The sequence below is a fragment of the Vibrio sp. 14N.309.X.WAT.E.F5 genome, from assembly GCF_030397615.1.
GTDB lineage: Bacteria > Pseudomonadota > Gammaproteobacteria > Enterobacterales > Vibrionaceae > Vibrio > Vibrio lentus.
On sequence record NZ_JAPNXR010000019.1, the window covers coordinates 1 to 25,761 of the forward strand.

The following is a 25,761-nucleotide window of genomic DNA, read 5'->3' on the forward strand; positions in this document are numbered from 1 at the left end:
CTCTGGCTCTGGCTCTGGCTCTGGCTCTGGCTCTGGCTCTGGCTCTGGCTCTGGCTCTGGCAAGGATTCAACAACATCGTCGAGTTGATCGCTACCTTGAATTTTAGGTTCGAAGTCAAAATCAGAGTCAATGTTCGCTGGAGACTCTACATCATCGATAGCTTCCGCTAACCAATCTTCAACCGTCTCTTCATCGTCTTCGGAAATATCATTTAAAGAGGATGGCGAAACTTCATGTTGTACGCTTGAAGCGGGTTCTAGAGCTTCATCTGATGGCATCTCAACGTCAGACATTGAATTTTCAGATAGCAGTGAATCTATATCCAACTCATCGCTTTCATCAGATGACATTACTTCAGCTGGTGAAAGTGCTTCAGCCGATGGAATTGCTTCATCTGCAGAGGCTTGGGTCGGTTCTGAAGGAGAATCGAATTCATCTTCTAAAACAAGATCTTCAGTACTTGAAGCTGGCTCTTCAACCGATGTTAATGCATCGCTATCAGAAGACATCAAATCATCAATCAACGCTTCGTCTGTTGTTTCTAGTGAATCGTCTAGCAGCGCATCCGTTGCAGGTGCAACACCAAATAGATCATCGATAAAGTCATCGCGATTAAAGTCTTCATCTTTTTCTGATTTAACATCAGCACTGTCTTGCGTCAGCTCCGAACCTAACAACTCTTCGTTAGCTTGTTCTGGCTCAACTACAGAAGGTTCAGGCGTTAACTCAGTAAGCTCAGCATCAAAATCAAGTTCATCACTGGTTTTGTCTAAATCTAAAGCAGCGTCTAACTCTTTATCAAACGCTTGTTCTTCAGATTCAAGTTCGTCTTCAATGCCACTTGTCAGTAAGTCATCAAACGGATCTAAAGATTCCGATTTTTGTGTCTCGGTTTCATCCGTTGAAAGCGCATTGTCTGACAATTCACTATCAAGGAAATCATCTAGTAAGTCAGTGCTCTCAGCGTCGAGTTCGAAGTCATCATCAGAATCCCCTATTAGTTCATCCAAGGTTTCCGTGCTGTCTTCGCTGATATTCAACTCATCATCAGTCGACAAACCTGAAAGCTCTTCCAGCTCAGATAGAGCATCGAAACCAAGCGGCTCATCTTCAGACTCTTGGTCTGATTCACTGTCCAGCATCTCGTCGAGCAGGTCGGTAGAGTTGCTTAAATCAACGTCGTCCCCTTCAAGTTGCTCATCAAGCAGATCAAGATTAGGAATATCAAGTGATGGTTGTTCTGAAGTTGGCGCGCTCTGAGGTTGATCAGATAGCGCGGATTCATCTTCATTTTCTAATGGCTGATCAAACTGAGCCAAAATATTTTCGATATCATCATCAGACGCTAAGCCGCTATTCAGGCTTGAGCCAATCTCATCATCGTTATCAAGGTTAAACGGGTCATTACCTTGTTCATTTTGAGCCGCAACTTGAGCAAAGATATCGTCAATATCATCTTCTACGCTAGGAGCCGAAGGCTGAGGGGCTTGTTGTTCCGAGATAAGAGCATCGATATCAAATTCGTCGTTGCTCAAATCAGCAGGAGCAGCATCGCTCTGCTGTTCTGAGATAAGCGCATCAATGTCGAAGTCATCGATCGCTGACGCGCCGATGGCTGGAGTCGCATCGTTTTGTTCTTCAGATATCAAGGCATCAATATCAAAGCTGTCATCATCTTCGTCATCAAGCGCGAACAAATCATCCAATAATGATTGGTCTAATTCATTCGAACCTAAGTCTTCTGTTGCTGACTCTTGAGCGAGTAACGCTTCAATATCATCGGCAGACATTGGATTATCATCAGAAAGATCGAAATCGCCTTCATCGGAATCCAGCGCACTTTCAACCGTTTCGTCTAATGCACGCTCCATCTCTTCAAGGCCAAGAGCTTTATCTTCGCCATTAACGCTGATGCCATTGCTGCTGTCTAAATCAAGATCATCAAAGTTCGTGTCTAAGTCGCCGTTTTCTCCGATGCTCGCAAATGGGTCATCGTCTTCGCCGTCTAAGTTGAAATCGAGATCCGATTCATCTAAGCCAGCAAAGACATCGTCTTCTTCTGCCAGTGCTTGGTCGTCGAACAACTTATTCGCGTCATCCTCGGTACCAAACAGTTCATCATCGAGAGACAGTTCATTATCAAGGTCGTCCATTTCATCACCTAAGGTGATTGGCGCGACACTGCTCGGTTGAGGCTGAATAGGCTGTTCTTGAGTCGTTTGTTGCTGCTCATCATTTTTAGAACGACGACCTAACAACATCACAATGATCAGACCAAGCAACAAGCCGGGAATAATCGCAAGTGCGGCAACTAGCCAACCATTAGATAACAGCTGATCCATGGCACTTGGCGCCATTTTTTCGATTTCAGCATTCTTTCTTTTCTCTTCCGCGAGTAACTTTTCAACTTCGCTACGTATGCGGTCTTCATCACTGAGTTCGGTTTTTAATCCATCTACTTCCGACTGAACATTCGATAACATCAAACGAAGTTGGTGGTTTTTCTCTTCTAGAGATAACAGCTCAGTTTCAGAAAGCTCTAACTGCTTCTCTAGCTTGTTCATCTCTTGGGTTGGAGCCGACTGAGCTAGAGATGATTGAGTTGGAGACAATGGCTTTTTAGCGGTATCAGTAGTACTTACTTGCTTAGCAGGAGCAACATTTTTTGCATCAGAACTCGACGCTTTTGGTTTTGAAGCGACAGGCTTACTTGCAGGAGCATCAAGCTTAGCAAGATGTGAGTTCATAATATTGATGGCTTGCTGCGTTGAGCTAGCGCGAGTTTGCTCTAAAGAAGGCACACGTAAGTTGCTGGCAGGCAGCAGGCTATGGATATTCTGGTTTTCAAACGCTTGTGGGTTTAAACGATAAATTGCCAACAAGGTTTGTTGGACTGAAACGGAGCTATCAGGGCGTAACTTTGACGCGATAGACCATAGCGTTTCTGAGCCACGAGTTGGGCCATAGAAACGAGAAGGCTCAGCGCTATTCGATTGCGCTCTTTGAAGAGGTTCTGAAAACGTAGGCGCTGATTGTATCTGACCATCAGGCCCTACAACTCGAATGGAATCTGCACGAACAACGGAAATCTGAGTCGCAATGATAAAGGCAAAAGGTATTAACCACGGCTTGAAAATTTGAAACATAAAAGGCTCAGCTAGGTGCTTAAATTCGGAAAAGTGATGATCTATTAAATATATCGGATAAATGACGTAAAACTATAGAGATGAAAACAAAAAATGTGTTGCAGCAACAATATTCGCAGCAATTTCACACAATTTGACTAACAATATTTTCAATCGATTAAAAAAGCCCCACTAAAGAGTGAGGCTTGATAATCAAAGCAATGAAGCTTAGAAGTAATCGCGAATAAGCAATTCTGCGATTTGAACTGCGTTCGTTGCTGCGCCTTTACGAACGTTATCAGCGACTACCCACATGTTCACACCGCTGTGATGGCTGATGTCGTTACGAATACGACCAACCATTACGTGGTCTTTACCACCAGCATCACGAACCTGAGTTGGGAAGTCTAAAGCTTGGAAAACTTCAACGCCTTCTGTGTTCTCTAGAAGCTGAATAACTTGCTCAGCACCGATTGGCGCGCGAGTTTCAATGTGTAGAGATTCAGCGTGACCATAGAACACAGGAACACGAACACAAGTTGGGTTCACCGTGATTGAAGAGTCAGCAAAGATCTTTTGAGTTTCCCAAACCATCTTCATTTCTTCACGTGTGTAGCCGTTCTCTGTAAATTCATCGATTTGAGGAATACAGTTGAACGCGATCTGCTGTGAGAATGCTGACTTGTCAGCTGGCATGCCGTTAAGAAGCTTAGCCGTTTGACCTGCTAGCTCATCGATACCCGGCTTACCTGCACCAGACACAGATTGGTAAGTTGAAACGTTAATACGCTCAAGGCCCACTTCATCGTGAATTGGTTTAAGTGCTACTACCATCTGAATAGTAGAACAGTTAGGGTTCGCGATGATGTTGCGGTTACGGAACTCAGCAATCGCTTCAGGGTTCACTTCTGGCACAACCAGAGGAACATCGTATTCGTAACGGAAACGTGATGTGTTATCGATAACAACCACACCTTCGTCAGCGGCGATTGGAGCCCAACGTTCTGAAAGCTCGCTACCTGCAGAGAAAAACGCAATATGTACTTGAGACCAATCGAAGTCTTCTACGTTTTGTACTTGTATTGTTTTGCCGTTAAAACGGGAAGTTTTGCCTTCACTACGTTCACTTGCTAGTAAGTGCATTTCACCGACAGGGAATTTACGCTCTTTAAGTACTTCAAGAATGGTTTCACCAACCGCACCAGTCGCACCTAAAATAGCAATATTAAATTCTTGGCTCATTGTTTCTCTCTTTTATAAAGTTGGCTTTACCATAAAACCGAGTTTAGATAACGGCGTTAAATTACAAGATTCGTCGCCCGTTAACTCGACTGCACTGTACTCTCTACGGTCCCAATATTCTTTACGCATCTTGTCAAAAGAACCCGGCGTAGAGATATTGCGACGGAATAAGGCGTCGTCTTTGCGCACATCATAGATCAACTGAGTCAAATTGTGCAGTGTTGCTTCATCCCAAGCTCTATCTAATTTCATTTGAGGCACTGGCGCTGTCGGCAGAAGATCGCTTGCATAAGCACGCTGTTCAGTACCTAAAAACTCACAATAACTGTTGAAGATCATCGTAGTACCACGTGCTTTACCCTCTAAACCGTAGCCCGCTACGTGAGGAGTTGCAAAAGCAAGCAGTGGAAGCAGCTCAAAATCGACTTCAGGTTCAAACTCAAACACATCAAGAACGGCAGTGAAACCATCGGCTTTTTGCAAGCGAGCTTTTAACGCTTGGTTATCAACAACAGGACCACGAGCCGCATTAATCAGAATTTGATCAGCACGTAAATTTTCCAGTACTTGCTCATTAATCAAGTGATGCGTTGGGAACTCACCCGTCTTAGTGATTGGCGTATGCAGAGTGATAACGTCTGACTGCTCAAGCAGTGTCTCTAATTCCGTAAACTCGCGAGTATCACCCTCTTGTTGTTTTAGAGGATCGTTCAGCAATACTTTAATGCCAATGCCTTCAAGGCATTTCGCTAAATAACTGCCCACTTGACCACAGCCAATAATACCGACCGTTTTATCGAAAACAGAGAAGCCTTGCTGCTGTGCAAGAACCATCATCGCGCTGAACGCATATTCAGCCACACCCACCTTGTTACAGCCTGGGGCTGCGGTGAAGAAAATGCCACGATCTTTCATCAATTCTTGGTCAACGTGATCCATACCAGCTGTTGCGGTTCCAACAAACTTAAGCTTGTTCGCTTTGCTGATCAGCGCTTCATTGACCTTAGTCACCGAGCGAATCATCAGAGCATCTACGTCAACAAGATCGTCAGCGGTTAGCGTTCGACCGGACTTCATTGTCACTTCACCTAGCTGGCTAAAAAGCGCTTCAGCATAAGGCATATTTTCATCGATTAAGATTTTCATTGGGAAGGTACTTTCGTTGGGGTCTGTCGACCTTAAATGTGAATTGAAATGATTGTGCAAAATTCCACACACGGTGTCGAGTCGCAATTGGAATACATTATAAATAAAGGGCTGAATCGCCTAGTCTGCACAAACAAGAACAGAAATAAGAGCCAATACCTAAAATCAAAAAGAAAAAGTCAGAAGACTAAAACGAAAAATGCCCGATTGAATAAACAATCGGGCAAACATCCAGAACAAAAGGATCCTATCTCGCTCTCCAGGAGACAGAGTCTTGCGTCTGTTCAACCAGTACTAACCAAAGTCAGCACTGATCAAGCTCTGGAAACCTTTCAACTTTTAAATCTTGATTTAAAAAGCTATGTTCTGATGGTCATGATTACTGGGTGACCTGTGCGTGTTGAATCGGCACTCACGTCACCCATTAACGATTAACCTTTTATTAATTTAACCTTGGCTTTAATTAGCCTTGGTATTTTTTGATTACTAGCGTTGCGTTCGTACCACCGAAACCAAAGCTGTTAGACATAACCGTTGTTAGCTCTTGTTCACGAGCTTCCGTTACGATGTCTAGGCCTGCGCCTGCTTCGTCTAGGTTTGCAACGTTAATGCTTGGTGCGATAAAACCGTTATCAAGCATTAGTGTTGAGTAAATTGCTTCGTGTACACCAGCCGCACCTAGAGCGTGACCTGTCATCGCTTTAGTTGCTGAAATTGCTGGGCTGTTGCCGCCAAAGACTTCTTGGATTGCACCAAGTTCTTTAACGTCACCAACAGGAGTTGAAGTACCGTGAGTGTTCACGTAGTCAACGCCATCAACGTTTTGCATTGCCATCTTCATACAACGAACCGCGCCTTCGCCAGAAGGAGCAACCATGTCGTAGCCATCTGAAGTTGCGCCGTAACCCACGATCTCGCCGTAGATTTTTGCGCCACGAGCCACAGCGTGCTCAAGTTCTTCGATAACTAGCATGCCGCCGCCACCAGAGATAACGAAACCGTCACGGTCTGCATCGTAGGTACGAGAAGCCAATTCTGGAGTGTCGTTGTACTTAGTAGAAAGTGCGCCCATTGCGTCGAACATCATAGTCAGAGACCAATCCAGTTCTTCACCGCCACCAGCGAATACAACGTCTTGTTTACCCAGTTGGATAAGCTCCATTGCGTGACCAATACAGTGTGCAGATGTCGCACATGCAGAACTCATAGAGTAGTTCACGCCACGGATTTTGAATGGTGTAGCAAGACAAGCAGAAACCGTAGAAGCCATTGTACGTGGAACCATGTATGGACCAACGCGCTTAACGCCTTTTTCACGGATGATGTCTACAGCGTTAACTTGGTTTAGAGATGAAGCACCACCTGAACCCGCAACGATACCTGTGCGGTCATTAGATACTTGATCTTCAGTTAAACCAGAGTCAGCAATTGCTTGCTCCATTGAAAGATAAGCGAATGCCGCTGCATCACCCATAAAGCGCATTTTTTTGCGATCGATATGGTCAGCAGGGTTCATTTTCAGGTTACCCCAAACTTGAGAGCGCAAGCCATTTTCCTTGAACTGCTCTGAAGCGGTAATACCTGATTTACCCTCTTTCAGTGATGCTAAAACTTCTTCGACGTTGTTACCGATACTTGAAACAATACCCATACCGGTGATTACGACTCGTTTCATGTGACATTCCTATAATTCTAAATTCAGCTAGATGATAACTAAGAAGCCTAACAAAAGTGGTCAGCTTTCCTAGAAATTCGTACAATCCCTACCAACATATCGCTTCAAATCACAAAATGATAGATTTTATGACTTCAATTACTAATGCAGAACTGGAATGGAATGAGTCTGGCACGCCAGTTTCAGACCAATTTGACGACGTTTACTTCTCTAATGTTAACGGTTTAGAAGAAACTCGCTACGTCTTTTTAAAACAAAACCACCTTCCAGAGCGTTGGGTTGAACATCAACAACGCCGTTTTGTGATTGCTGAAACCGGTTTTGGTACAGGTTTAAACTTTCTCGCAGTCTGGCAATGGTTCGATGCTTTTCTTAAAGATAACCCACAAGCTATGACCAAAGAGTTACATTTCATCAGTTTTGAAAAATATCCTTTAAATAAAGATGATCTGATCATAGCGCACCAATCTTGGCCTGAATTAGCCCAGTATGCGACACAACTCCAAGAACACTATCCGATTGCTCTGCCGGAATGTCACCGCATTGTGTTGGGCGATGGCGCGATCACACTCGATTTATGGTTTGGTGATATTAAAGATTGTATGCCAAACGTGCCTACTCCACAGGAAGGTTTGGTTGACGCTTGGTTCTTAGATGGCTTTGCGCCAAGTAAGAACCCAGAAATGTGGAATCAAAATCTATTCAACGGAATGGCCAAACTGGCAAAACAAGATTGCAGCTGTGCAACGTTTACCGCTGCCGGTTTTGTTCGCCGCGGTTTAATCGAAGCTGGCTTTGCCATGAAAAAAGTTAAAGGCTTTGGTACTAAGCGGGAAATGATTGCAGGCCGCCTTGATGGAAAGCACGCTCACACCAACATCAAACCTTGGTACGGCCTAGCTCAACACAGTGATTCACAAGATATCGCCATTATCGGTGGTGGTGTTGCCAGCGCTGCGCTTGCAAAAACGTTAAGCCGACGCGGTAAAGACATCACGCTTTATTGTGAACACCAACAAGCCGCGGGAAATGCCTCTGGCAACAATCAAGGTGCCATTTATCCGCTACTCAGCGAAGCGACATCTAATGTTTCAAGAATATTTGGTCCGGGCTTATTGTTTGCCCGCCAATTTATTAATCAAGCAGCACAATCAGTAAACTTCGATCACAACTGGTGTGGCGTGAATATCTTGATGTGGGATGAAGGTTCAACCAAAAAGCTCAACCGTATGTTGGAAGGCAATTTCCACACAGACTTAATTCAGCGCTTAACGCCCGAACAAGCGAACGAAAAGATTGGCTTACCGGTTGATAAAGAGAGTGTTTACTTCCCACTGGGTGGTTGGTTAAGCCCTCTTCAGCTTACTCAAGGTTTGATTGGTAAGTTAGAAGAGACCAACCAAGTGAGCGTACATTATCAACACCAAGTAACTCAACTTGAGTGGTTGGAAGCAGAACAGCAATGGTTGTTGACGATTGAGACACCTCAAGGTGAGATTAACACCAAGCACGACCAAGTAGTTGTCGCGAATGGACACAAGTTCACCCAATTTGAGCAAACTCGCCCCGTTCCTCTCACGCCAGTTAAAGGGCAAGTGAGTCATATCCCGACTACAGAAAACCTCAGCAAGCTAAAAACGGTATTGTGTTTTGATGGTTACTTAACGCCACAGAATCCAAATAATGGTCACCATTGTATTGGCGCGAACTACGACAAAACCAATATCGACCAAGAATTTGATATTGAGGTTCAACAACATAATGGCGAGCGCTTACACGGCTCGTTGCCGGATCAAGCGTGGACAAATGATGTCGATACCAGCGGTAACTTAGCGCGTCAAGGCATCCGCAGCGTAAGCCGTGATCACCTACCATTCGTAGGTAATGTTGGTGATTTTGAATCCATCAAAGAGCAATATCAGAATCTGCACAACTTTAATCCGCAGCGTGATGTTATCGACAGTATCGAACCTGTTACCAGCTATCCGAACTTGTTCTGCTTTATCGGTTTAGGTTCGCGTGGTTTGAGCTCTACTCCTCTTTTAGCAGAAGTCTTAGCCTCACAAATTTGTGGCGATCCTCTACCTCTTCCGGTTGATGTGCTCGAAGCCATTCATCCAAGTCGAATGTGGATTAGAAGGTTACGTAAAGGCAAAGCGTTAACAGAAGGTTGGGTTTCAACGAAACAAGCCAGTGCAGAATAGTCGATTCTAGACTAGGTCTAAATATTCAAATAAGTGTTAGGCCTTGTTGATCTTACGAGCTGATTTTTGCAACGAAAGGCCAACATGACCTAGTACGACCCACAAAAAGCCCGAGCATTTCTCAATGCTCGGGCTTTGTTTTCTGATCTTGTCTACGTCGCTGTTTATTGCTTTTCAGAGGCTCGCAACTTTACATCAGCTTGCTACTTTGCAGCTATTCGCTTTACTTTCCGCTTTCTACAGCTTAGCAATCGCGTCTTTAATTTGAGCGGCAATCTCTTCGTTGCTGATTGAACCCGACTCAAAATCAAAGTTATCGTAGAAGCTAGGCACTGAAAGCGATGCTTTAACGTTGCCACCGAAGTACGGAGCCGAACCTGTCGCTGCGCCAAGTACTGTTTGTGCGCCACCTGGGCCTGGTGATGTCGCTAGGTAAACCGCAGGCTTCTCACCAAACACTGAACGTTCAATACGTGTCGCCCAATCAAATAGGTTTTTGTACGCTGCAGGATAGTGGCCGTTGTGCTCAGCGAAAGAGATAACAAATGCGTCAGCTTCTGCTAGGTCACGCAAAAATGCTTGAGCGCCTTCCGCTTGGCCAATCTCTTTTTCAGTGTCTTCACTGAACATAGGAACGTTGTAATCGTTGATGTTTAGAACTTTGACTTCAGCACCTTCAATCAAGTTAGCTGCGTAAGTTGCTAGAGTTTTGTTGATAGAGGTAGAGCTGGTGCTTGCGCCGAATGCGATAACTTTCATGGTGTGACCTTTTCTGTGATTCCGTTAAGTGGGATTAGAATAACGTAGTCAGAAAATGGAACCATCACAAGAAATGAACGGACTCATTCAAAAAATTCGAATGAGTCTCAAATTATTGGTTCGCTCAAAAATGAGGAGGAAGAGTAATGAGCGAATAGCGCTAGACGAATAATGCTAAACGACTAAAGTTAAGCTTGGTTTTGCAGCTCAACCCAAAGGTCATTAACGATCGTACGATCGGCTGGCGTCAATTCAGAACGTGCGTCTTCTAGGCTCTTCTCAATACGCAATTTAACTTCTGCTACGTCTTCAATGCCGTCTTCTTCACATGAAGCCACTGAAAGAGAAATATGACCACGTAAGTAACCACCAGCAAACAGTTCATCATCTGATGCGTTTTCAATGCGAGCATCAATTACTTCAAGTAGTTTTTCTTCAAATTCGATAATCATAATATTCTCTTATTTCACAATAAATTGGCTAGCACATAAAGGTTCTACATCGTAGAAGCTGCGCAATGCTTCAGAGAGCATTTTTACGCGAGGCGGAAGGCCAACTTCAAAGATACCCATGACTTCGCTGTGTACTTTATTCATAAAGGCCAAACGATCTGGCTCAAAATCGCCGTGTAGATTGTCACAGCTGACATTAAAAGGAAAGCCTGCGCTCGTCGCAATGATCCATTCATACGCTTGTGGGCGAATTTCTACTTTTTCAAACTCAGCTTGAACCGACTCAGTGCGCCCATCTGGCTCATACCAATAGCCAAAATCTTCCAATAAACGACGTTCAGGGCCAGCAACGCACCAGTGCGCTATTTCGTGTAGCGCAGAAGCGTAAAAGCCACGTGCGAAGACAATTCTGTGGTGTGGGATATCATCATCGGCAGGCAAGTAAATAGGCTCATCTGCGCCTAACTCTAATTTAGTATTAAAGCTGCCATAAAAAGTCTGATTAAAAATATCAATAATGTCGGAATATTGGTGCGTCATAAAGCTTGCTTGAAATGAAATAAACACGCGTATTTTGCTTTGTTTTATCGGCTTGGTAAAGCCCCTATCAGGCGTAATGTTAACGACGCCAGCGCTCTCCACCAGCACAAAGCCACCTATCTCTACGATAGATAACCTCAAGTTACTCCAATTGATTACTTCAGCTAATCTGAAACCTCGATTCACGGTACAAATATTCATTCGTCAAAGGCCGTTTTTACTACTACACTCGCGCTTCATTTTTATATCCCCAAGGCCTATAACTCTCCAATTTATAGACCTAAAATAATAGAGCTACAGCAATGCTACTAAGTGTTTTGTATATCATTGGCATCACGGCAGAAGCCATGACCGGCGCTCTCAGCGCTGGCAAACAAAAAATGGATTGGTTTGGTGTAATGTTGGTTGCGAGTGCAACGGCAATTGGCGGCGGTACAGTACGAGATATCTTACTTGGCCATTACCCTTTAGGTTGGGTTGAAAACCCACAATATCTGGCGATCACCTGTATCGCAGGTGTCATCACGACCGGACTCGCTAAATGGGTAATCAAGCTAAAAGGGTTATTCATTCGTTTGGATGCGCTGGGGCTTATCGTATTCAGTATCATTGGTACTAAGGTAGCGATGACCATGGGTCTGCACCCAATGATTTGTATGGTGTCTGCATTGGTTACTGGCGTATTTGGTGGCCTGTTGCGCGATCTTATCTGTCGTCAAACGCCACTGGTCTTGCATGAAGAGTTGTATGCATCTGTCGCCCTTGTCGCTTCAGGTTTATACCTAGGTTTGCTTGAGCTTGGCATAAACGACGTAACAGCAACGATTGTTACGCTTGTGGTTGGCTACTTGCTGCGTATGGCTGCCGTAAGATTCAAATGGCGCTTGCCTTCGTTTCAGCTTGATCCGGAAAGCTCTGTGCATTAGATAATATATTCTCAATGACGCAGAATATAAAAAGGGTTGCTTCATTACGAAGCAACCCTTTTTTGTTTCTATCAAATCAGTTTCAATTCTGTTTTGAATAAAACGAAGCAGAACTAGATTTTTGGCGTTTCTGTTGTCACACCAAAGTTTTGACCACGATGACGTAGCAAGTGATCAAGCAATACAATCGCTAACATCGCTTCTGCGATAGGCACTGCACGAATACCAACACATGGATCGTGACGACCTTTCGTGATTAACTGCGTTGCTTCACCGTCTTTAGTGATGGTGTCACCAGGAACAGTAATGCTTGATGTTGGCTTAAGTGCAATACTTGCCACAATATCTTGGCCAGTAGAAATACCGCCTAAGATACCGCCAGCGTGGTTGCTGCTGAAGCCTTCTGGAGTTAATGGATCACGGTGTTCACTACCGCGTTGATTAACGACATCGAAGCCATCGCCAATCTCAACACCTTTCACCGCATTGATGCTCATTAGAGCGTGCGCGATGTCTGCATCTAGACGATCAAAGATTGGCTCACCAAGGCCTACAGGCACTTTAGTCGCAACCACTTGAATCTTCGCACCGATCGAGTTGCCTTCTTTTAGCAAGTCACGAATCAGTTGGTCAAATTCTGGTACTTTGTCGGCATCAGGACAGAAGAAAGCGTTGTTCTCGATCTCGTTCCAATCCACTTTATCAATTGAGATATCACCCATTTGAGAAAGGTATGCTTGGATTTCAACACCAAATTCTTGTTTCAGGTATTTCTTCGCAATCGCACCTGCCGCAACACGCATTGCCGTTTCACGAGCTGAAGAACGACCACCACCTCGGTAATCACGCACACCGTACTTTTGATGGTAGGTATAATCAGCGTGGCCTGGGCGGAACTTGTCTTTAATTTCGGAATAGTCTTTAGAGCGTTGGTCTGTATTTTCAATCAATAGACCAATAGAAGTACCCGTAGTTTGGCCTTCAAATACACCTGATAAGATTTTCACTTCATCCGCTTCACGGCGAGCCGTTGTATAACGAGAAGTACCTGGGCGACGACGATCCAAATCTCTTTGAAGGTCTGCTTCGGTAATTTCTAATCCTGGTGGGCACCCATCTACGATACATCCTAGTGCGATACCGTGACTTTCTCCGAACGTAGTCACGCGGAAATGTTGTCCGATACTGTTTCCTGCCATTACTTCCTCTAAATCAGCCATCACTCAGAAGGTTTGATTCCTAAACCAACCAGCTAATAGCTTTACTTGTCTATTCTTCGTGAATTCATAGTGGCTTTATTACCAAATGATGTAAACCCCAAAAAACGAACAATTTTAACTTTCTATTACATAAGCCGAATGAAATGAATAACGAGGGAAAATGAGTGGCGCTTTAACAGAAGTACTTTTAGTATGGTAGAAAAGCAAAAAACCCGACAACTCAGAGAGTTATCGGGTTTCTTTAAATAGTGGTACGCCCTGAAGGATTCGAACCTTCGACCACCTCCTTAGAAGGGAGGTGCTCTATCCAGCTGAGCTAAGGGCGCGCTACAGGAAAGGATTATACGAATTCGAATCAGTAAAGCAACGGCTTTGTGTAACATTCTGATCCAAGTGAGTAAAAAAAGGGCAATGAGATTATAAGTGTTGGAAAATAGACCAAAGCAAACGTTTGCTTGATGGTAATCAAAAAGATTTTCTGGAATAATGCGCCCAAAACATCAGCCACTAACTTGAATATCAATACTAAGGAAATTCATGACTGCTCAAAATATTGATGGAAAGCTAATTTCTCAAACAGTTCGCTCTGAAGTTGCGGCACGTGTAAAGGCTCGTACAGAAGCTGGATTACGCGCTCCGGGCCTAGCGGTAGTTTTAGTGGGTGAAGACCCTGCCTCTCAGGTTTACGTTGGAAGTAAGCGTAAAGCGTGTCAAGAAGTAGGCTTCGTTTCAAAGTCTTTTGATCTACCAGCGACGGCGACCGAAAATGATCTGCTAACGCTCGTCGACCAATTAAATGAAGACCCTGAGATTGATGGCATCCTAGTTCAACTGCCTTTACCTGCTGGTATTGATACCACTCACGTTCTTGAGCGCATCACGCCAGAGAAAGACGTTGATGGCTTCCACCCATACAACGTAGGCCGTTTGGCTCAGCGTATGCCTAAGCTACGCTCTTGTACGCCTAAAGGTATTATCACATTGCTTGACCGTTACAACATCGACTTACGTGGTAAGCACGCGGTTGTTGTTGGCGCATCAAACATCGTAGGTCGCCCAATGACCCTAGAGCTTCTTCTAGCAGGTTGCACGACGACCACATGTCACCGCTTCACCAAAGACCTTGAAGGTCATGTACGTCAAGCGGATGTTGTTGTGGTAGCCGTTGGTAAGCCTAACTTCATTCCTGGCGCTTGGATTAAGAAAGGTGCTGTTGTGGTCGATGTAGGCATCAACCGTTTGGAATCTGGCAAGCTCGTTGGCGATGTTGAATACGATGTCGCGAAAGAGAGCGCAAGCTTCATCACACCAGTTCCGGGTGGTGTTGGTCCAATGACAGTAGCAAGCCTAATCGAGAACACTATGATTGCTTGCGAGCAGTTTCACTCGAAATAATCTGCGAACGACAAATTTGCGAACAACAGCGTAAACAGAATTCAAAAGCCGCAGCGTGAAAACGTTGCGGCTTTTTTGATACTCAGATATTCATTTTTGATACACAGCTAATCGCTTTTGATAGAGAGCTCCCGCTACTTATCTGGTGTATCAGCTCTTTCAGCTTGCTCCGAAGGCGGCAATAAACTAATGATCGCACACTCCGTTGATATGAGTTTTTCCAAATCAGAACCTTGTGTCACTAAACGGAAATCACCCCCAGTAATCACACCCAGTGGAATCGCTTTAGGGTACAGCGCGTTAAACTCATTAAGGTCAAACGCCTCAGTCAATCCCGTGCTCTTAATTTGGCTGCCTTGAGCCATCAAGGAGTTAAGTTTGGAATAGGTAATTCCTTCCGAAAACAGGCTTCTGTTACCATCTCGGCTCACTGAGTGCCTTTCGTGCTTAGTTTCTGTCGATTCAAGCTCAAACACCTTATTTTCACCAAACTCATCTTGATAATGCATGCTGACTAATGGGTTGGTTTGACGATAAGGCGAGACGATCATGGCGCGCCCTATTCCATCCAACTCCAGATTATTTTCCGCGTGACTTGAGGCTGGATTGCCAAAATAGACATTTAGGTTATCCATGCGTGCCAAGCGAATACTTTCCCAGTTGGTATCGGCAAGCACACTATTGATGTTGTGTGTCGCCAGCACCTTAGCAAACTGTCTTGCAAAATGAGTCGCGCCAAAGAAGATAACCCCTTGTGCTTTCTCTTGCGTCACACCCAACCTTCTTGCCCACCAACTTGCGGTAAGGCTCTGAATCACAACCGTACCGATGATGACCAAGAACACCATAGGCACCAGTAGATCAGCCCCTTCAATCAATTGCTTCTCTTGAAGTTTGATAGCAAACAGAGAAGAAACTGCGGCAGCAACGATCCCGCGAGGCGCCATCCAGCTCAAAAACCATTTATCTGCTGAGGTAAGATCCGTGCCGATCCCGCTGATCCACACACTCAGAGGACGAGCCACCAGCATGACGACCGCTAATAAGCCAATACCGCCCCAACCTATCGAGAGGAAAGTCCCAGAATCGAGTCGACTCGCCAGTAAGATAAACAAGGCAGAAATGAGTAACACGGTTAGGGTCTCTTTGAATTCAATAATATCTTCAAGATCCAAGCCTTTCACGTTGGCGAGCCAGATACCCATGATGGTCACGGTTAATAGGCCAGACTCTTCACTCAGGTCATTGGAAAAAGAGAACGCAGCCAACATCAACGTCAGCACTGCTACGTTACGCAAATAGTGCGGAACCCAATGCCCTTTCAGCATCTTGGCAATCAAATAGCCACCGATGATCCCTAAGCCTAAACCGATGGCTAGAGTCAGCCCCAAGGCCGACAGTACATGGCTTGTAGGATCGGCTGAAGAGACAATGTATTCGTAAACGAGAACGGCAAACAGAGCGCCAATCGGGTCAATCACTATCCCTTCCCAGCGCAAGATACTGCCTAACGAAGATTTGGGCTGAATGCTGCGCAGCATGGGAACAATCACGGTTGGCCCCGTCACCACCACTAAGGCAGCAAACAACGCGGCTAATGGCCAACTGAAGTCCACAAAGTAATAAGCACCAACGACAATGCACGCCCAGGTAATCAGCATGCCGAAACTCACGAGGTGCGTCACCATACGACCATGACCTCTTATTTCCTTGAAATTCAGGGTCAATGCACCTTCAAACAGAATAATAGCAACACCTAATGAAATCAGCGGAAATAGCACGTCACCAAAAATGGCATCGGGATTAAGGATGTTAAGACCGGGACCTAAAAGTAGTCCGACAATAAGAAGAGGAAGAATAGCAGGAAGACGCAAGCGCCAACCTAACAATTGACACGTTAAAGACAGCAGTCCTATTAACGCCAAAGAAGAAGTAATCGACAAATCCATTTGCGCCCCTAAAAAATTCGTACCACACCTTGTTATACAAACCTATTTGCTGAAACAAGAAAGCCTATGTCATTAAACTATAGGCTCTCTTTTTCATGCTAACCGAATATTAGTGTGATTAATCAGTCACTTTACTATAGGGGAAATAAAGTGACTGACTCATCCACTCTGTACTTATCATCTAGCTAAAGAGAAAGCACCACGCCCGCAATCGCTGCGCTCATTAAGTTGGCAAGCACACCCGCACAAATCGCTTTAAAGCCGTATTGTGAGATGAAAGAACGACGCTCTGGAACTAAGCTACCCAAACCACCAATCAGAATGGCCATCGTAGAGATGTTGGCAAAACCACATAGTGCAAAAGTAATGATCGCTTTTGAGTGCTCACTCAGTGCGTCTTTTACGTCCATTAACTGGATGAAAGCCACAAACTCGTTCACAACGATCTTGTTACCGATCAGCGAGCCTGCAACCACAGCCTCAGACCATGGCACACCGATCAGCCATGCAACGGGTGCGAACACATAACCTAGGATAAGTTCAAAGCTTAGGTTTACGCCAAACCAACCACCAACAATACCTAATAAGCCATTCAGCATTGCAATCACACTGATAAAGGCCAGAAGTGTCGCACCCACTGCAACGGCAATACGAAGTCCAGACATAGCCCCATCTGCCATTGCCTCAACTACGTTTGTTGCTCGTGGAATTTCAACGTCAGACTCAATATTTTCTTGAGCCTCATCTGCGTTACCTGGTACCAAAATCTTGGCCATCAATAGACCAGCAGGCGCAGACATGAATGCCGCAGCGATCAGGTAGTTCAAATCAACACCAAGCGATGCATAACCCACTAGCGTACCACCAGCCACAGAAGCCAAACCACACACCATCACAGCGAACAGTTGTGAATCCGTCATGTGCTTCAAGTAAGGCTTAACCACCAATGGTGCTTCAATCATGCCAACAAAGATGTTCGCCGTTGCAGACAAAGACTCCGCACGACCTGTACCTAAGAACTTTTGCAAAGCACCGCCGATAAGGTTGATCACCTTTGGCATAAAGCCGATGTGGTACAAACCTGAAATCAGTGCAGAGAAAAAGATAATGATGCCGAGAACGTTAATAGCGAAAACAAATCCGTTATTCGTGAGGCCACCAAATAGGAAGTTAATCCCCTCTTGACCGTAGTTGATCAAGCTAGACACCGCACCAGTAGCTGCATTCAGCGCTTCTTTGCCCATTGGCACATAAAGAACCAATAGCGCGAATGAGATTTGCAGTAAGAAAGCCAAAGAGACGGTTCTTAGCGGAATATTTTTTCTGTCCGTAGATAGTAACCAAGCGGCCACTAAAATAGTGATAATTCCAAGTAGGGAAGCCATATGCGTCAACCTAAAAGTTGTAGGTAGGAAAGGCGACGCATTGTATAGAGGAAATCGTTTGCGGCAAGGTGCGGTTGTTAATGTGATGTTGGGATTATCACTGCCTTATCTATGATTATATTAAAGCATTGAATTTTAATGATTTAACTTGCTTAAAAAGCGTACTTTTTCCATATAGAAATTATATTTATAGATTAGGAAACAGTTAACGGTGCAGCTCAACGCAAGTTTTAAGGTTTTCATCCCAGTAAGTTGGCGACCCGATATGATCTTTGATGAACTCAATCACTGCTGAAAGCTTCTTCGGCATATTCTTTCTACTCGGATACACAGCGTAAAATGGCATCAGCTGACTCGCTCGCCATTCTGGTAATACTTGGATCAGCTTGCCCGTTCTAAACTCTTCTTTGACTAAGTAAGTCGCCAGATAAGCAACGCCCCAACCCGATACTGCCGCGTCTCGTACCGCTTCCGCTAAATCCACCGAGTAATCGCCCGCCACTTTAACACTGAGGTTTTCTTGGCCGTTATCAAATGCCCATGATGTGTAGTCCCGTTCACGGCTACGATAGATAAGGCAGTTATGGTCAATCAGATCAGATGGCACATGAGGAGTACCAGCTTTAATCAGATAATCCGGTGATGCCGCCACTACAAACTGACTGTCGGCCAAGCGCTGCGCAATATAACCTTCAGGTAAATCTTCATTGTTGGTGATCCAGAGATCCAAGCGCTCTTCAATCATGTCCACTTTGTAATCGAACAAATGCACTTCAATTCTCAGCTGCGGGTAAAGCTGTCTGAGCTGATCAATTGCAGGAATGATATGCAGTGTGCCAAATGACTGTGACAAGCCTATGCGGAATATCCCAGAGATATCATCACGCTGGCTGTCCATATCCATTTGAGCCGCTTTCACCGTATTGAACAGCTGCTCGCAGTGCTGATAGAACACTTCCCCTGCTTCAGTTAGTGTCAGGCTGCGTGTGGTTCTTTGCACCAGCTTGATACCTATCGAGTCCTCGAGCAAAGCAATTTGCTTGCTGATGTGAGACACCGACACATTCAAACTTTTTGCTGCACTGGTAAAGCCTTCATGCTTGATTAACGCATGGAATATCACCATCTGTGCGGCTCTATCTGTTAGCACAAGACCACCTTTAAAAATATCTGAAATATAAAAGAAAAAGGACTCCGAAGAGTCCTTTAGTTCGTTCTGCCTATGGTAGGCCAAATGCTATTCAAAGCGACCTAAGGCTATTAACCAAATTAAGTCTGTTAATCAAACTTAATTCTGTCTGCTAGGTGGCTAACCGCCAACGCAAAGTAGTAAGAACGATTCCACTTCATTAACACATTGTAGTTGTTGTAAATGAGGTACGAACGGCCAGTTTCATCGTCTGGCATAATTAGCCAAGCTTTAATATCTTCATCAAGCGTTGGTAATGGGCGATCGTCAAAACGCTTAATGCCAAGTTCAGACCACTCTTTTAAGTATTTCGCTTTGTCTTCACCTCGACCTTGCATCTCGATAGACACAGTTGCCGGAACGTGAACCTGACGGCCCCATGTATATTTGTCATCCCAACCTGATTGGCTGAGATAATTAGCCGCCGAAGCAAATACGTCTTCTTCAGTGCCCCAAATATCTTTCTTACCGTCGCCGTTACCATCAGCGGCATAAGCTAAGAATGAGCTAGGCATAAACTGAGGCTGCCCCATCGCGCCAGCCCAAGAACCTTTCATATCTTTGGGTGCGATATGGCCTTGGTCAAGAATCGTTAACGCAGCCATCGCTTCGCTACGGAACAACGCTTCTCTGCGCCCTTCATAAGCCATAGTGGTTAAAGCATCGATAACACTGTAATTGCCAGTGAACTTGCCAAAATTACTTTCTACGCCCCACAGAGCGACAATGAACCTTGGTTGAACACCGTACTCGTCACCAATACGCTTTAACGCGGTGTAATGTTTCTTATAGAGCGATCTTGCCTGTTTCACTTTCCAATCTGGAACCGCACGTGGAATGTATTCATCCAGAGTCAGTTTCTTCTCAGGTTGGTTCTTATCAGCTTTGACAGCTCTCGGCTTAAACGTCACGCCATCAAAGGCTTCTTCAATGATCGCTTCAGAAATGCCTTGTTCACGGCCTTGCTGCTTTAGCTTCTCTACATATTGTTCAAAGCTAAGCTCTTCAGCCTGTACTGAACCGATAGTCAGGCTATTGCCCAATAGCAATGCTGACACGGCTAATAGGGTTTTAGAAAATTTACTCAACGATCATTCCTCCTTGAATTAGGTGGCTATCACTCTTCGTCTTGAACATTCTGCTGAGCTTTACGCTCTTTATGCAGTTCAAGTTCGTTAACCGGTGGAGGCGGAACCTGCAAAAAGAAACCATCGTTTTTTAGTGACTCTTTCACTTTTTCGATGCTGACTTGGGCAAGCGTGCGGCCTTCCATTTTAATTACCATTACAAAGCTAGGTTTACCAAACATTTGCATCAGTGCGTCAGGGACTTGTGAGAAATCATCCTTTTTCGGGATATAAAGGTATGTTCCTTCTTTTTTTGAGCTTTTATATATAGAACACAGCATGACAAACCTTTTTTAAATGTTTATGGCTACAAAACTCTCACTTGTGAGTTCAATAGTTTATGTTGATGAAATATTGGGGACAAAACGTTTATTTGACAACAAGATTACTTGCTGTGCTTGGTTTGGGAATATAACATGATAAACCTAGTTTCAGGCAATGCCCTTTATCTTTAAGATGAAAGAAATTGTACCTATCCGCAATTGAGGTCCTGTAGTTTTTCGATGTCTAGTAACCCAGATCTAAAAGGTAGCAGTTTCACGCTATCTGTTTTGCACTTATCCGATGATCAAGTCGAAAATGCAGTGTCTTTTCTTCAAGAGAAGGTAGACCAAGCACCCACTTTTTTTGCGGCTGCGCCTGTTGTTATCAATATCAGCAAAGTGGCTGGCGATATTGATTTCGTACAGCTCAAAAATGGCATATCTCAAGCGGGCATGATCCCGGTTGGTGTAGCTGGTTGCTCAGATAAGCGCATGCAAAACTTAGCCAGAGATGCAGGTTTTGCCGTTATGACAGCGAGCAAGTCTCCCTCTCAAGCGCCGGCAAAAATGGCTCCGATAAAAGTGGTGAGAACCCCGATTCGTTCTGGTCAACAAGTGTATGCCAAAGACGGTGATTTGCTGATTCTTAGCCACGTAAGTGCAGGTGCAGAGGTGATTGCCGATGGCAGCATCCACATTCATGGCACGCTACGCGGTCGTGCAATTGCAGGTGCAAGTGGTCAAACTGAAGCAAAAATAATTTGTAATGATTTACAAGCCGAGTTGGTTTCCATTGCAGGAAATTACTGGCTCAGCGATCAAATTGATAGCGAGTACTGGCAAAAGAAAACCATGTTCAGTATGGCAAACGATGTATTACACGTTGATGTCCTCGCAATATAAGAGAAATAAAAGGAAAAAAGAATGGCACGCATTATCGTTGTAACGTCAGGTAAAGGCGGGGTGGGCAAAACGACCTCCAGTGCAGCTATTGCCTCTGGCTTAGCTCTGAAAGGGAAGAAAACAGCGGTTATCGATTTTGATATCGGTCTGCGTAACCTAGATTTAATCATGGGTTGTGAGCGTCGTGTTGTGTACGACTTCGTTAACGTGATCAATGGTGAAGCGACGCTGAACCAAGCAATGATCAAAGACAAGCGCACAGAGAACCTGTTCATTCTTCCTGCTTCTCAAACTCGTGATAAAGACGCATTGACGAAAGATGGCGTTCGTCGTGTATTTGATGAACTGGATGAAATGGGCTTTGATTTCATCATCTGTGATTCTCCTGCGGGTATCGAGCAAGGTGCTCTAATGGCGCTTTACTTTGCTGATGAAGCGATTGTAACCACCAACCCTGAAGTCTCTTCTGTTCGCGATTCAGACCGTATTCTTGGTATTCTTGATTCTAAGTCTCGTCGTTCAGAAGACGGATTAGAGCCAGTGAAAACACACCTTCTACTGACTCGCTACAACCCAGCACGTGTAACTCAAGGTGAGATGCTCAGTGTTGAAGACGTTGAAGAAATCCTACACATCTCTCTACTGGGTGTGATTCCAGAGAGCCAAGCAGTACTGAACGCGTCAAACAAGGGTGTTCCAGTTATATTTGACGAAGCAACCGACGCGGGTATGGCTTACAATGATACTGTAGAGCGACTACTGGGTAGCCAAGTGGACTTCCGTTTCTTAACGGAACAGAAGAAAGGCATCTTCAAAAGACTGTTCGGGGGCTAATACGCAATGTCATTACTAGAGTTTTTCAGACCACAAAAAAAGACAACCGCAAACCTAGCCAAAGAGCGTTTGCAGATCATTGTTGCTGAGCGACGCAGCCATGACGACCCTGCACCATCATACTTACCGCAACTGAAAGAAGACATCTTGAAGTGTATTGCGAAGTATGTGGAAGTCGATCCATCAATGGTTGATCTAACTTTCGAACACAAAGATGACGACATCTCCGTATTAGAGCTGAACGTTAAGCTTCCAGAAGAAGATCGATAACTAGAGCCTGAGCTTTGCTTATCAATATTCAATAAAAAAGAGAGCCTAGGCTCTCTTTTTTGTGTCTGAAACTTTTATCTCTAAAGCATTCGTTGCTTACTACAGAACTAAAGTTACTTGATTGCTTTGTTTAGCTTCTCGCCTACTACGTCTAGACGCCAACCTTGCATTACATCAGGTAGCTTCTCTGGGTTACGATCGTACTTCCAAATCCAGCTTAACACTTGGTTAAGTTGCTTCTTCGACGCCAAAAACTCAGTCGCTAAACCACTGTGTTGCGATGCTGTTTTCACTTCATCTTTCAACACTTTGAAGAGTTGCTTGTAACCTGGGTAGTCCATTAGACGTTCTACTGGCGCTGGGTACTCTTCTTCCGGTGTATGCTCAGCCAATTTCACGATTGAGCTGATCTTCGCACCATGGCGACGTACAGAACGGTAATCAAAACCTTCCTGCTCCATATGCTTAGGATCTTTCATCGCGAAACGAGCTACGGCCCATAGGTCTTGTTCTTTAAAGACAAAGTTCAGCGCTAAATCACGCTTAATCGCTTCTTTTAAACGCCAAGTTGCTAGCGGTCTTAAAATAGCTAGCTGTTGAGGTTTGAGCTGCCACGCGCCTTTAATATCAAGGTAAGCGTTGTCTGGGTTTGCTTTACGGATGCGCTTAGCTACTTGTAAATCAGACTCTTGCTGCGCCGCTTCCCACCAGCCCGCTTCCATCACTTTTTCTAGAAGCTTGTTGTACATTGGCATCAAGTAGTGAACGTCTGCTGCTGCGTAATCGAGTTGCTTTTGAGAAAGCGGACGCGCTAGCCAGTCGGTGCGAGATTCACTCTTATCTAGGTCAACGCCTACAAACTCAGAAACCAGAGCTGCAAAGCCAGTTGAAAGACCATGTCCTAAGAAGGCTGCCATGATCTGCGTATCCACCATTGGTGTTGGCGTACAACCAAATGCGTTCTGGAAAACTTCCAGATCTTCGCCACACGCATGTAATACTTTCAGTACTGACGTGTCTTTCAACAGCCCAACAAACGGTGTCATTTCATCAAGAGCAATAGGATCAATCAGTGACAGCGTTTCACCATCAAATAACTGAATTAAGCCTAATTGAGGGTAATAGGTTCTTGTACGAACGAACTCTGTATCAAGCATAACAACATCGGCTTCACGTGCTTGTTGGCAAACTCGCTCAAGGTCTTTCACTTGGGTAATGATTTGATAATCCACAAAAACTCTCACTGATTTTACTTTGATCGCCGGATACAAAAATGCCGACATTAACTGTCGGCATTCTAACACCATTTTTCAGCGCTCGCTTAGATTAAGCGCCTGAATGGTTTCGGGGGCAAATTTATCGCAAACCCTAGCATTACTCGCTTGCGCGTTTGGCAAGCTCTGCGTCGTTTTCTTCACGAAGCACTCGGCGCAAGATTTTGCCTACATTGGTTTTTGGTAGTTCTTCACGGAACTCAATCAATTTAGGGATTTTGTAGCCTGTTAGGTGTTCACGGCAGTGCGCGATAATGTCTTCTTTGGTTAGGCTAGGGTCACGTTTCACAACGTAAATCTTAACCAACTCACCAGACACTTCATGAGGTTGGCCGATAGCCGCAACTTCTAACACTTTGCCATGCAGAGCCACTACATCTTCAATCTCGTTCGGGTAAACGTTGAAGCCAGACACAAGAATCATGTCTTTCTTACGGTCTACGATGTACAACAAGCCTTCGTCATCAAACTTAACGATATCACCAGTCGATAACCAACCGTCTTGGTCGATCACTTCTTTGGTCGCTTCTGGACGTTGCCAGTAGCCTTGCATCACTTGAGGACCACGAACCTGCAATTCACCGACTTGGTCATTGCCAACCACTTTACCTTCATCATCAACAATACGAACTTCTGTTGATGGTACTGGTAGGCCGATTGCACCCGTGTAGTCTTTCAGATCGTATGGGTTACCCGTTACCAAAGGAGCACACTCGGTTAAACCATAGCCTTCAAGTAGATGGACACCTGTCGCTTTCTTCCATTGCTCAGCAACAGCGCGTTGAACCGCCATACCACCGCCAACAGATAAACGCATGTTACTGAAGTCCAACTCGTGGAAATCTTCATTATTCACGAGCGCATTGAACAAGGTGTTTACGCCAGTAATCGCGGTAAACGGAACCTTTTGCAGCTCTTTAATAAAGCCAGGAATGTCACGCGGGTTGGTGATCAGAAGGTTACGACCACCCATCTCAACGAACAGTAAGCAGTTCACAGTCAATGCAAACACGTGATAAAGCGGCAATGCCGTTACCACCAATTCACGGCCTTCTTGCAGAACAGGGCTATATGCCCCTTTCGCTTGAAGTACGTTCGCAATCATATTGCGGTGCGTTAGGATTGCGCCCTTCGCTACGCCCGTTGTACCACCTGTGTACTGTAAGAATGCGATATCATCGCCAGCCATAAATGGCTTCACATACTGTAGGCGACGGCCTTTATGCAGCGCTTTTCTGAATGAGATAGCACCCGGCAGATCGTACTTAGGCACCATGCCTTTTACGTATTTCACTACGAAGTCGACAATCGTACCTTTCGCTCGTGGCAGCATTTGCCCCAAGCTGGTTAGCACAACGTGTTTAACCGGAGTTTTATCAACGACTTTCTCTAGTGTGCTTGCAAAGTTAGAAACGATAACAATCGCCTTTGCGCCAGAGTCATTCAGTTGGTGTTCAAGTTCACGAGGCGTGTACAGTGGGTTGACGTTCACTGCAATCATACCTGCGCGCAGTACACCAAAGAGTGCAATTGGGTATTGCAGCAAGTTTGGCATCATAAGCGCGACACGATCGCCTTTCTTCAGTTTTAGATCATTCTGCAAGTAAGCAGCAAAAGCACGACTGCGCTCTTCAAGCTTACGGAATGTCATGATAGACCCCATGTTCTCGAATGCTGGTTGGTCTGCGTACTTCTGTACCGACTGTTCGAACATTTCAATAAGAGATGGGTACTGATCTGGGTTGATCGTCTCTGGTACGTCACTTGGATAACGTGAAAGCCAAGGTTTGTCCACTATGTTACTCCTCGTTTATCAGCTGACGACTGCTTCGCCGCTTTTTATCATTGCGGTATTACAGCACAGCTTTAGTGCATGAGCACT

The 25,761-nt window shown here is 44.9% G+C and carries 22 protein-coding genes and 1 tRNA gene; 7 read left to right on the forward strand and 16 right to left on the reverse strand.

Features of this window, described 5'->3' with window-relative positions:
- The 3 genes from OW495_RS17765 to OW495_RS17775 form a co-directional block, all read right to left on the reverse strand.
- Positions 1-3,147, reverse strand: a 3,147-nt coding sequence (locus OW495_RS17765) for a FimV/HubP family polar landmark protein (protein ID WP_289887606.1), incomplete at its 3' end; no start/stop codon positions are given.
- A 207-nt stretch (positions 3,148-3,354) separates the two neighbouring features.
- The gene (locus OW495_RS17770) at positions 3,355-4,368 is read right to left on the reverse strand and encodes an aspartate-semialdehyde dehydrogenase (protein WP_017111155.1); all 1,014 of its coding nucleotides are present in this window, start codon (positions 4,366-4,368) and stop codon (positions 3,355-3,357) included.
- Positions 4,369-4,380: 12 nt separating this feature from the next.
- Positions 4,381-5,514 carry a 4-phosphoerythronate dehydrogenase gene (locus OW495_RS17775; RefSeq protein ID WP_102513539.1) on the reverse strand — a complete coding sequence of 378 codons (1,134 nt, stop codon included), beginning with the start codon at positions 5,512-5,514 and terminating at the stop codon, positions 4,381-4,383.
- Between the two features lie 48 nt (positions 5,515-5,562).
- Here OW495_RS17775 and OW495_RS17780 point away from each other — a divergent pair, with 48 nt between their 5' ends.
- Complete coding sequence (locus OW495_RS17780; RefSeq protein WP_102513538.1) at positions 5,563-5,904, forward strand: hypothetical protein; 342 nt, start codon at positions 5,563-5,565, stop codon at positions 5,902-5,904.
- Positions 5,905-5,977: 73 nt separating this feature from the next.
- On the opposite strand, the gene fabB is transcribed toward OW495_RS17780, so the two are convergent.
- Positions 5,978-7,189, reverse strand: a complete 1,212-nt coding sequence (fabB, locus tag OW495_RS17785; RefSeq protein ID WP_010436883.1) for a beta-ketoacyl-ACP synthase I — start codon at positions 7,187-7,189, stop codon at positions 5,978-5,980.
- A gap of 56 nt (positions 7,190-7,245) precedes the next feature.
- Here fabB and mnmC point away from each other — a divergent pair, with 56 nt between their 5' ends.
- Positions 7,246-9,393 carry a bifunctional tRNA (5-methylaminomethyl-2-thiouridine)(34)-methyltransferase MnmD/FAD-dependent 5-carboxymethylaminomethyl-2-thiouridine(34) oxidoreductase MnmC gene (mnmC, locus tag OW495_RS17790; RefSeq protein ID WP_102513537.1) on the forward strand — a complete coding sequence of 716 codons (2,148 nt, stop codon included), beginning with the start codon at positions 7,246-7,248 and terminating at the stop codon, positions 9,391-9,393.
- Between the two features lie 237 nt (positions 9,394-9,630).
- Here mnmC and OW495_RS17795 read toward each other — a convergent pair whose 3' ends face one another.
- The 3 genes from OW495_RS17795 to OW495_RS17805 form a co-directional block, all read right to left on the reverse strand.
- The gene (locus OW495_RS17795) at positions 9,631-10,152 is read right to left on the reverse strand and encodes an NADPH-dependent FMN reductase (protein ID WP_017111158.1); all 522 of its coding nucleotides are present in this window, start codon (positions 10,150-10,152) and stop codon (positions 9,631-9,633) included.
- A 188-nt stretch (positions 10,153-10,340) separates the two neighbouring features.
- Positions 10,341-10,604 (reverse strand): YfcL family protein, encoded by a 264-nt coding sequence (locus tag OW495_RS17800; RefSeq protein WP_004734185.1) that lies wholly within the window; start codon positions 10,602-10,604, stop codon positions 10,341-10,343.
- Positions 10,605-10,613: 9 nt separating this feature from the next.
- Positions 10,614-11,144: an elongation factor P hydroxylase gene (locus OW495_RS17805; RefSeq protein WP_065103396.1), complete on the reverse strand. Its 531-nt coding sequence runs from the start codon at positions 11,142-11,144 to the stop codon at positions 10,614-10,616.
- 302 nt (positions 11,145-11,446) lie between these two features.
- Between OW495_RS17805 and OW495_RS17810 the strand changes: the two genes are divergently transcribed.
- Positions 11,447-12,070, forward strand: coding sequence for a trimeric intracellular cation channel family protein (locus OW495_RS17810; protein ID WP_004734183.1), 624 nt, complete (start codon positions 11,447-11,449; stop codon positions 12,068-12,070).
- A gap of 113 nt (positions 12,071-12,183) precedes the next feature.
- Here OW495_RS17810 and aroC read toward each other — a convergent pair whose 3' ends face one another.
- Entirely contained in the window at positions 12,184-13,269 is a 1,086-nt protein-coding gene (gene aroC, locus OW495_RS17815; protein ID WP_004734182.1) for a chorismate synthase, read from the reverse strand.
- A gap of 270 nt (positions 13,270-13,539) precedes the next feature.
- Positions 13,540-13,616 (reverse strand) — tRNA-Arg (locus OW495_RS17820).
- Between the two features lie 211 nt (positions 13,617-13,827).
- Here OW495_RS17820 and folD point away from each other — a divergent pair.
- The gene (gene folD, locus OW495_RS17825) at positions 13,828-14,685 is read left to right on the forward strand and encodes a bifunctional methylenetetrahydrofolate dehydrogenase/methenyltetrahydrofolate cyclohydrolase FolD (protein WP_017110310.1); all 858 of its coding nucleotides are present in this window, start codon (positions 13,828-13,830) and stop codon (positions 14,683-14,685) included.
- 134 nt (positions 14,686-14,819) lie between these two features.
- Here folD and OW495_RS17830 read toward each other — a convergent pair whose 3' ends face one another.
- The 5 genes from OW495_RS17830 to OW495_RS17850 form a co-directional block, all read right to left on the reverse strand.
- On the reverse strand, positions 14,820-16,634 hold the full coding sequence (locus tag OW495_RS17830) for a sodium:proton antiporter (protein ID WP_102513536.1): 1,815 nt from the start codon (positions 16,632-16,634) through the stop codon (positions 14,820-14,822).
- Between the two features lie 185 nt (positions 16,635-16,819).
- Positions 16,820-18,019, reverse strand: coding sequence for a NupC/NupG family nucleoside CNT transporter (locus OW495_RS17835; RefSeq protein ID WP_102513535.1), 1,200 nt, complete (start codon positions 18,017-18,019; stop codon positions 16,820-16,822).
- A gap of 205 nt (positions 18,020-18,224) precedes the next feature.
- Positions 18,225-19,145 carry a LysR family transcriptional regulator gene (locus OW495_RS17840; protein WP_102486347.1) on the reverse strand — a complete coding sequence of 307 codons (921 nt, stop codon included), beginning with the start codon at positions 19,143-19,145 and terminating at the stop codon, positions 18,225-18,227.
- A gap of 152 nt (positions 19,146-19,297) precedes the next feature.
- On the reverse strand, positions 19,298-20,296 hold the full coding sequence (locus OW495_RS17845) for a lytic murein transglycosylase (protein ID WP_065110966.1): 999 nt from the start codon (positions 20,294-20,296) through the stop codon (positions 19,298-19,300).
- 29 nt (positions 20,297-20,325) lie between these two features.
- On the reverse strand, positions 20,326-20,616 hold the full coding sequence (locus tag OW495_RS17850; protein WP_017110315.1) for a YcgL domain-containing protein: 291 nt from the start codon (positions 20,614-20,616) through the stop codon (positions 20,326-20,328).
- Between the two features lie 222 nt (positions 20,617-20,838).
- Here OW495_RS17850 and minC point away from each other — a divergent pair, with 222 nt between their 5' ends.
- The 3 genes from minC to minE are packed head-to-tail and all read left to right on the forward strand — an operon-like array spanning position 20,839 to position 22,605.
- Positions 20,839-21,501: a septum site-determining protein MinC gene (gene minC / locus OW495_RS17855; RefSeq protein WP_004734174.1), complete on the forward strand. Its 663-nt coding sequence runs from the start codon at positions 20,839-20,841 to the stop codon at positions 21,499-21,501.
- 21 nt (positions 21,502-21,522) lie between these two features.
- Positions 21,523-22,335: a septum site-determining protein MinD gene (gene minD / locus OW495_RS17860; RefSeq protein WP_009848498.1), complete on the forward strand. Its 813-nt coding sequence runs from the start codon at positions 21,523-21,525 to the stop codon at positions 22,333-22,335.
- Between the two features lie 6 nt (positions 22,336-22,341).
- Positions 22,342-22,605 (forward strand): cell division topological specificity factor MinE, encoded by a 264-nt coding sequence (gene minE, locus OW495_RS17865; protein WP_010436847.1) that lies wholly within the window; start codon positions 22,342-22,344, stop codon positions 22,603-22,605.
- 113 nt (positions 22,606-22,718) lie between these two features.
- On the opposite strand, the gene rnd is transcribed toward minE, so the two are convergent.
- Together rnd and fadD are read right to left on the reverse strand one after the other, a co-directional pair.
- On the reverse strand, positions 22,719-23,837 hold the full coding sequence (rnd, locus tag OW495_RS17870; protein ID WP_032500282.1) for a ribonuclease D: 1,119 nt from the start codon (positions 23,835-23,837) through the stop codon (positions 22,719-22,721).
- 142 nt (positions 23,838-23,979) lie between these two features.
- Positions 23,980-25,674 (reverse strand): long-chain-fatty-acid--CoA ligase FadD, encoded by a 1,695-nt coding sequence (gene fadD, locus OW495_RS17875; protein WP_004734190.1) that lies wholly within the window; start codon positions 25,672-25,674, stop codon positions 23,980-23,982.
- Positions 25,675-25,761: the final 87 nt, after the last annotated feature.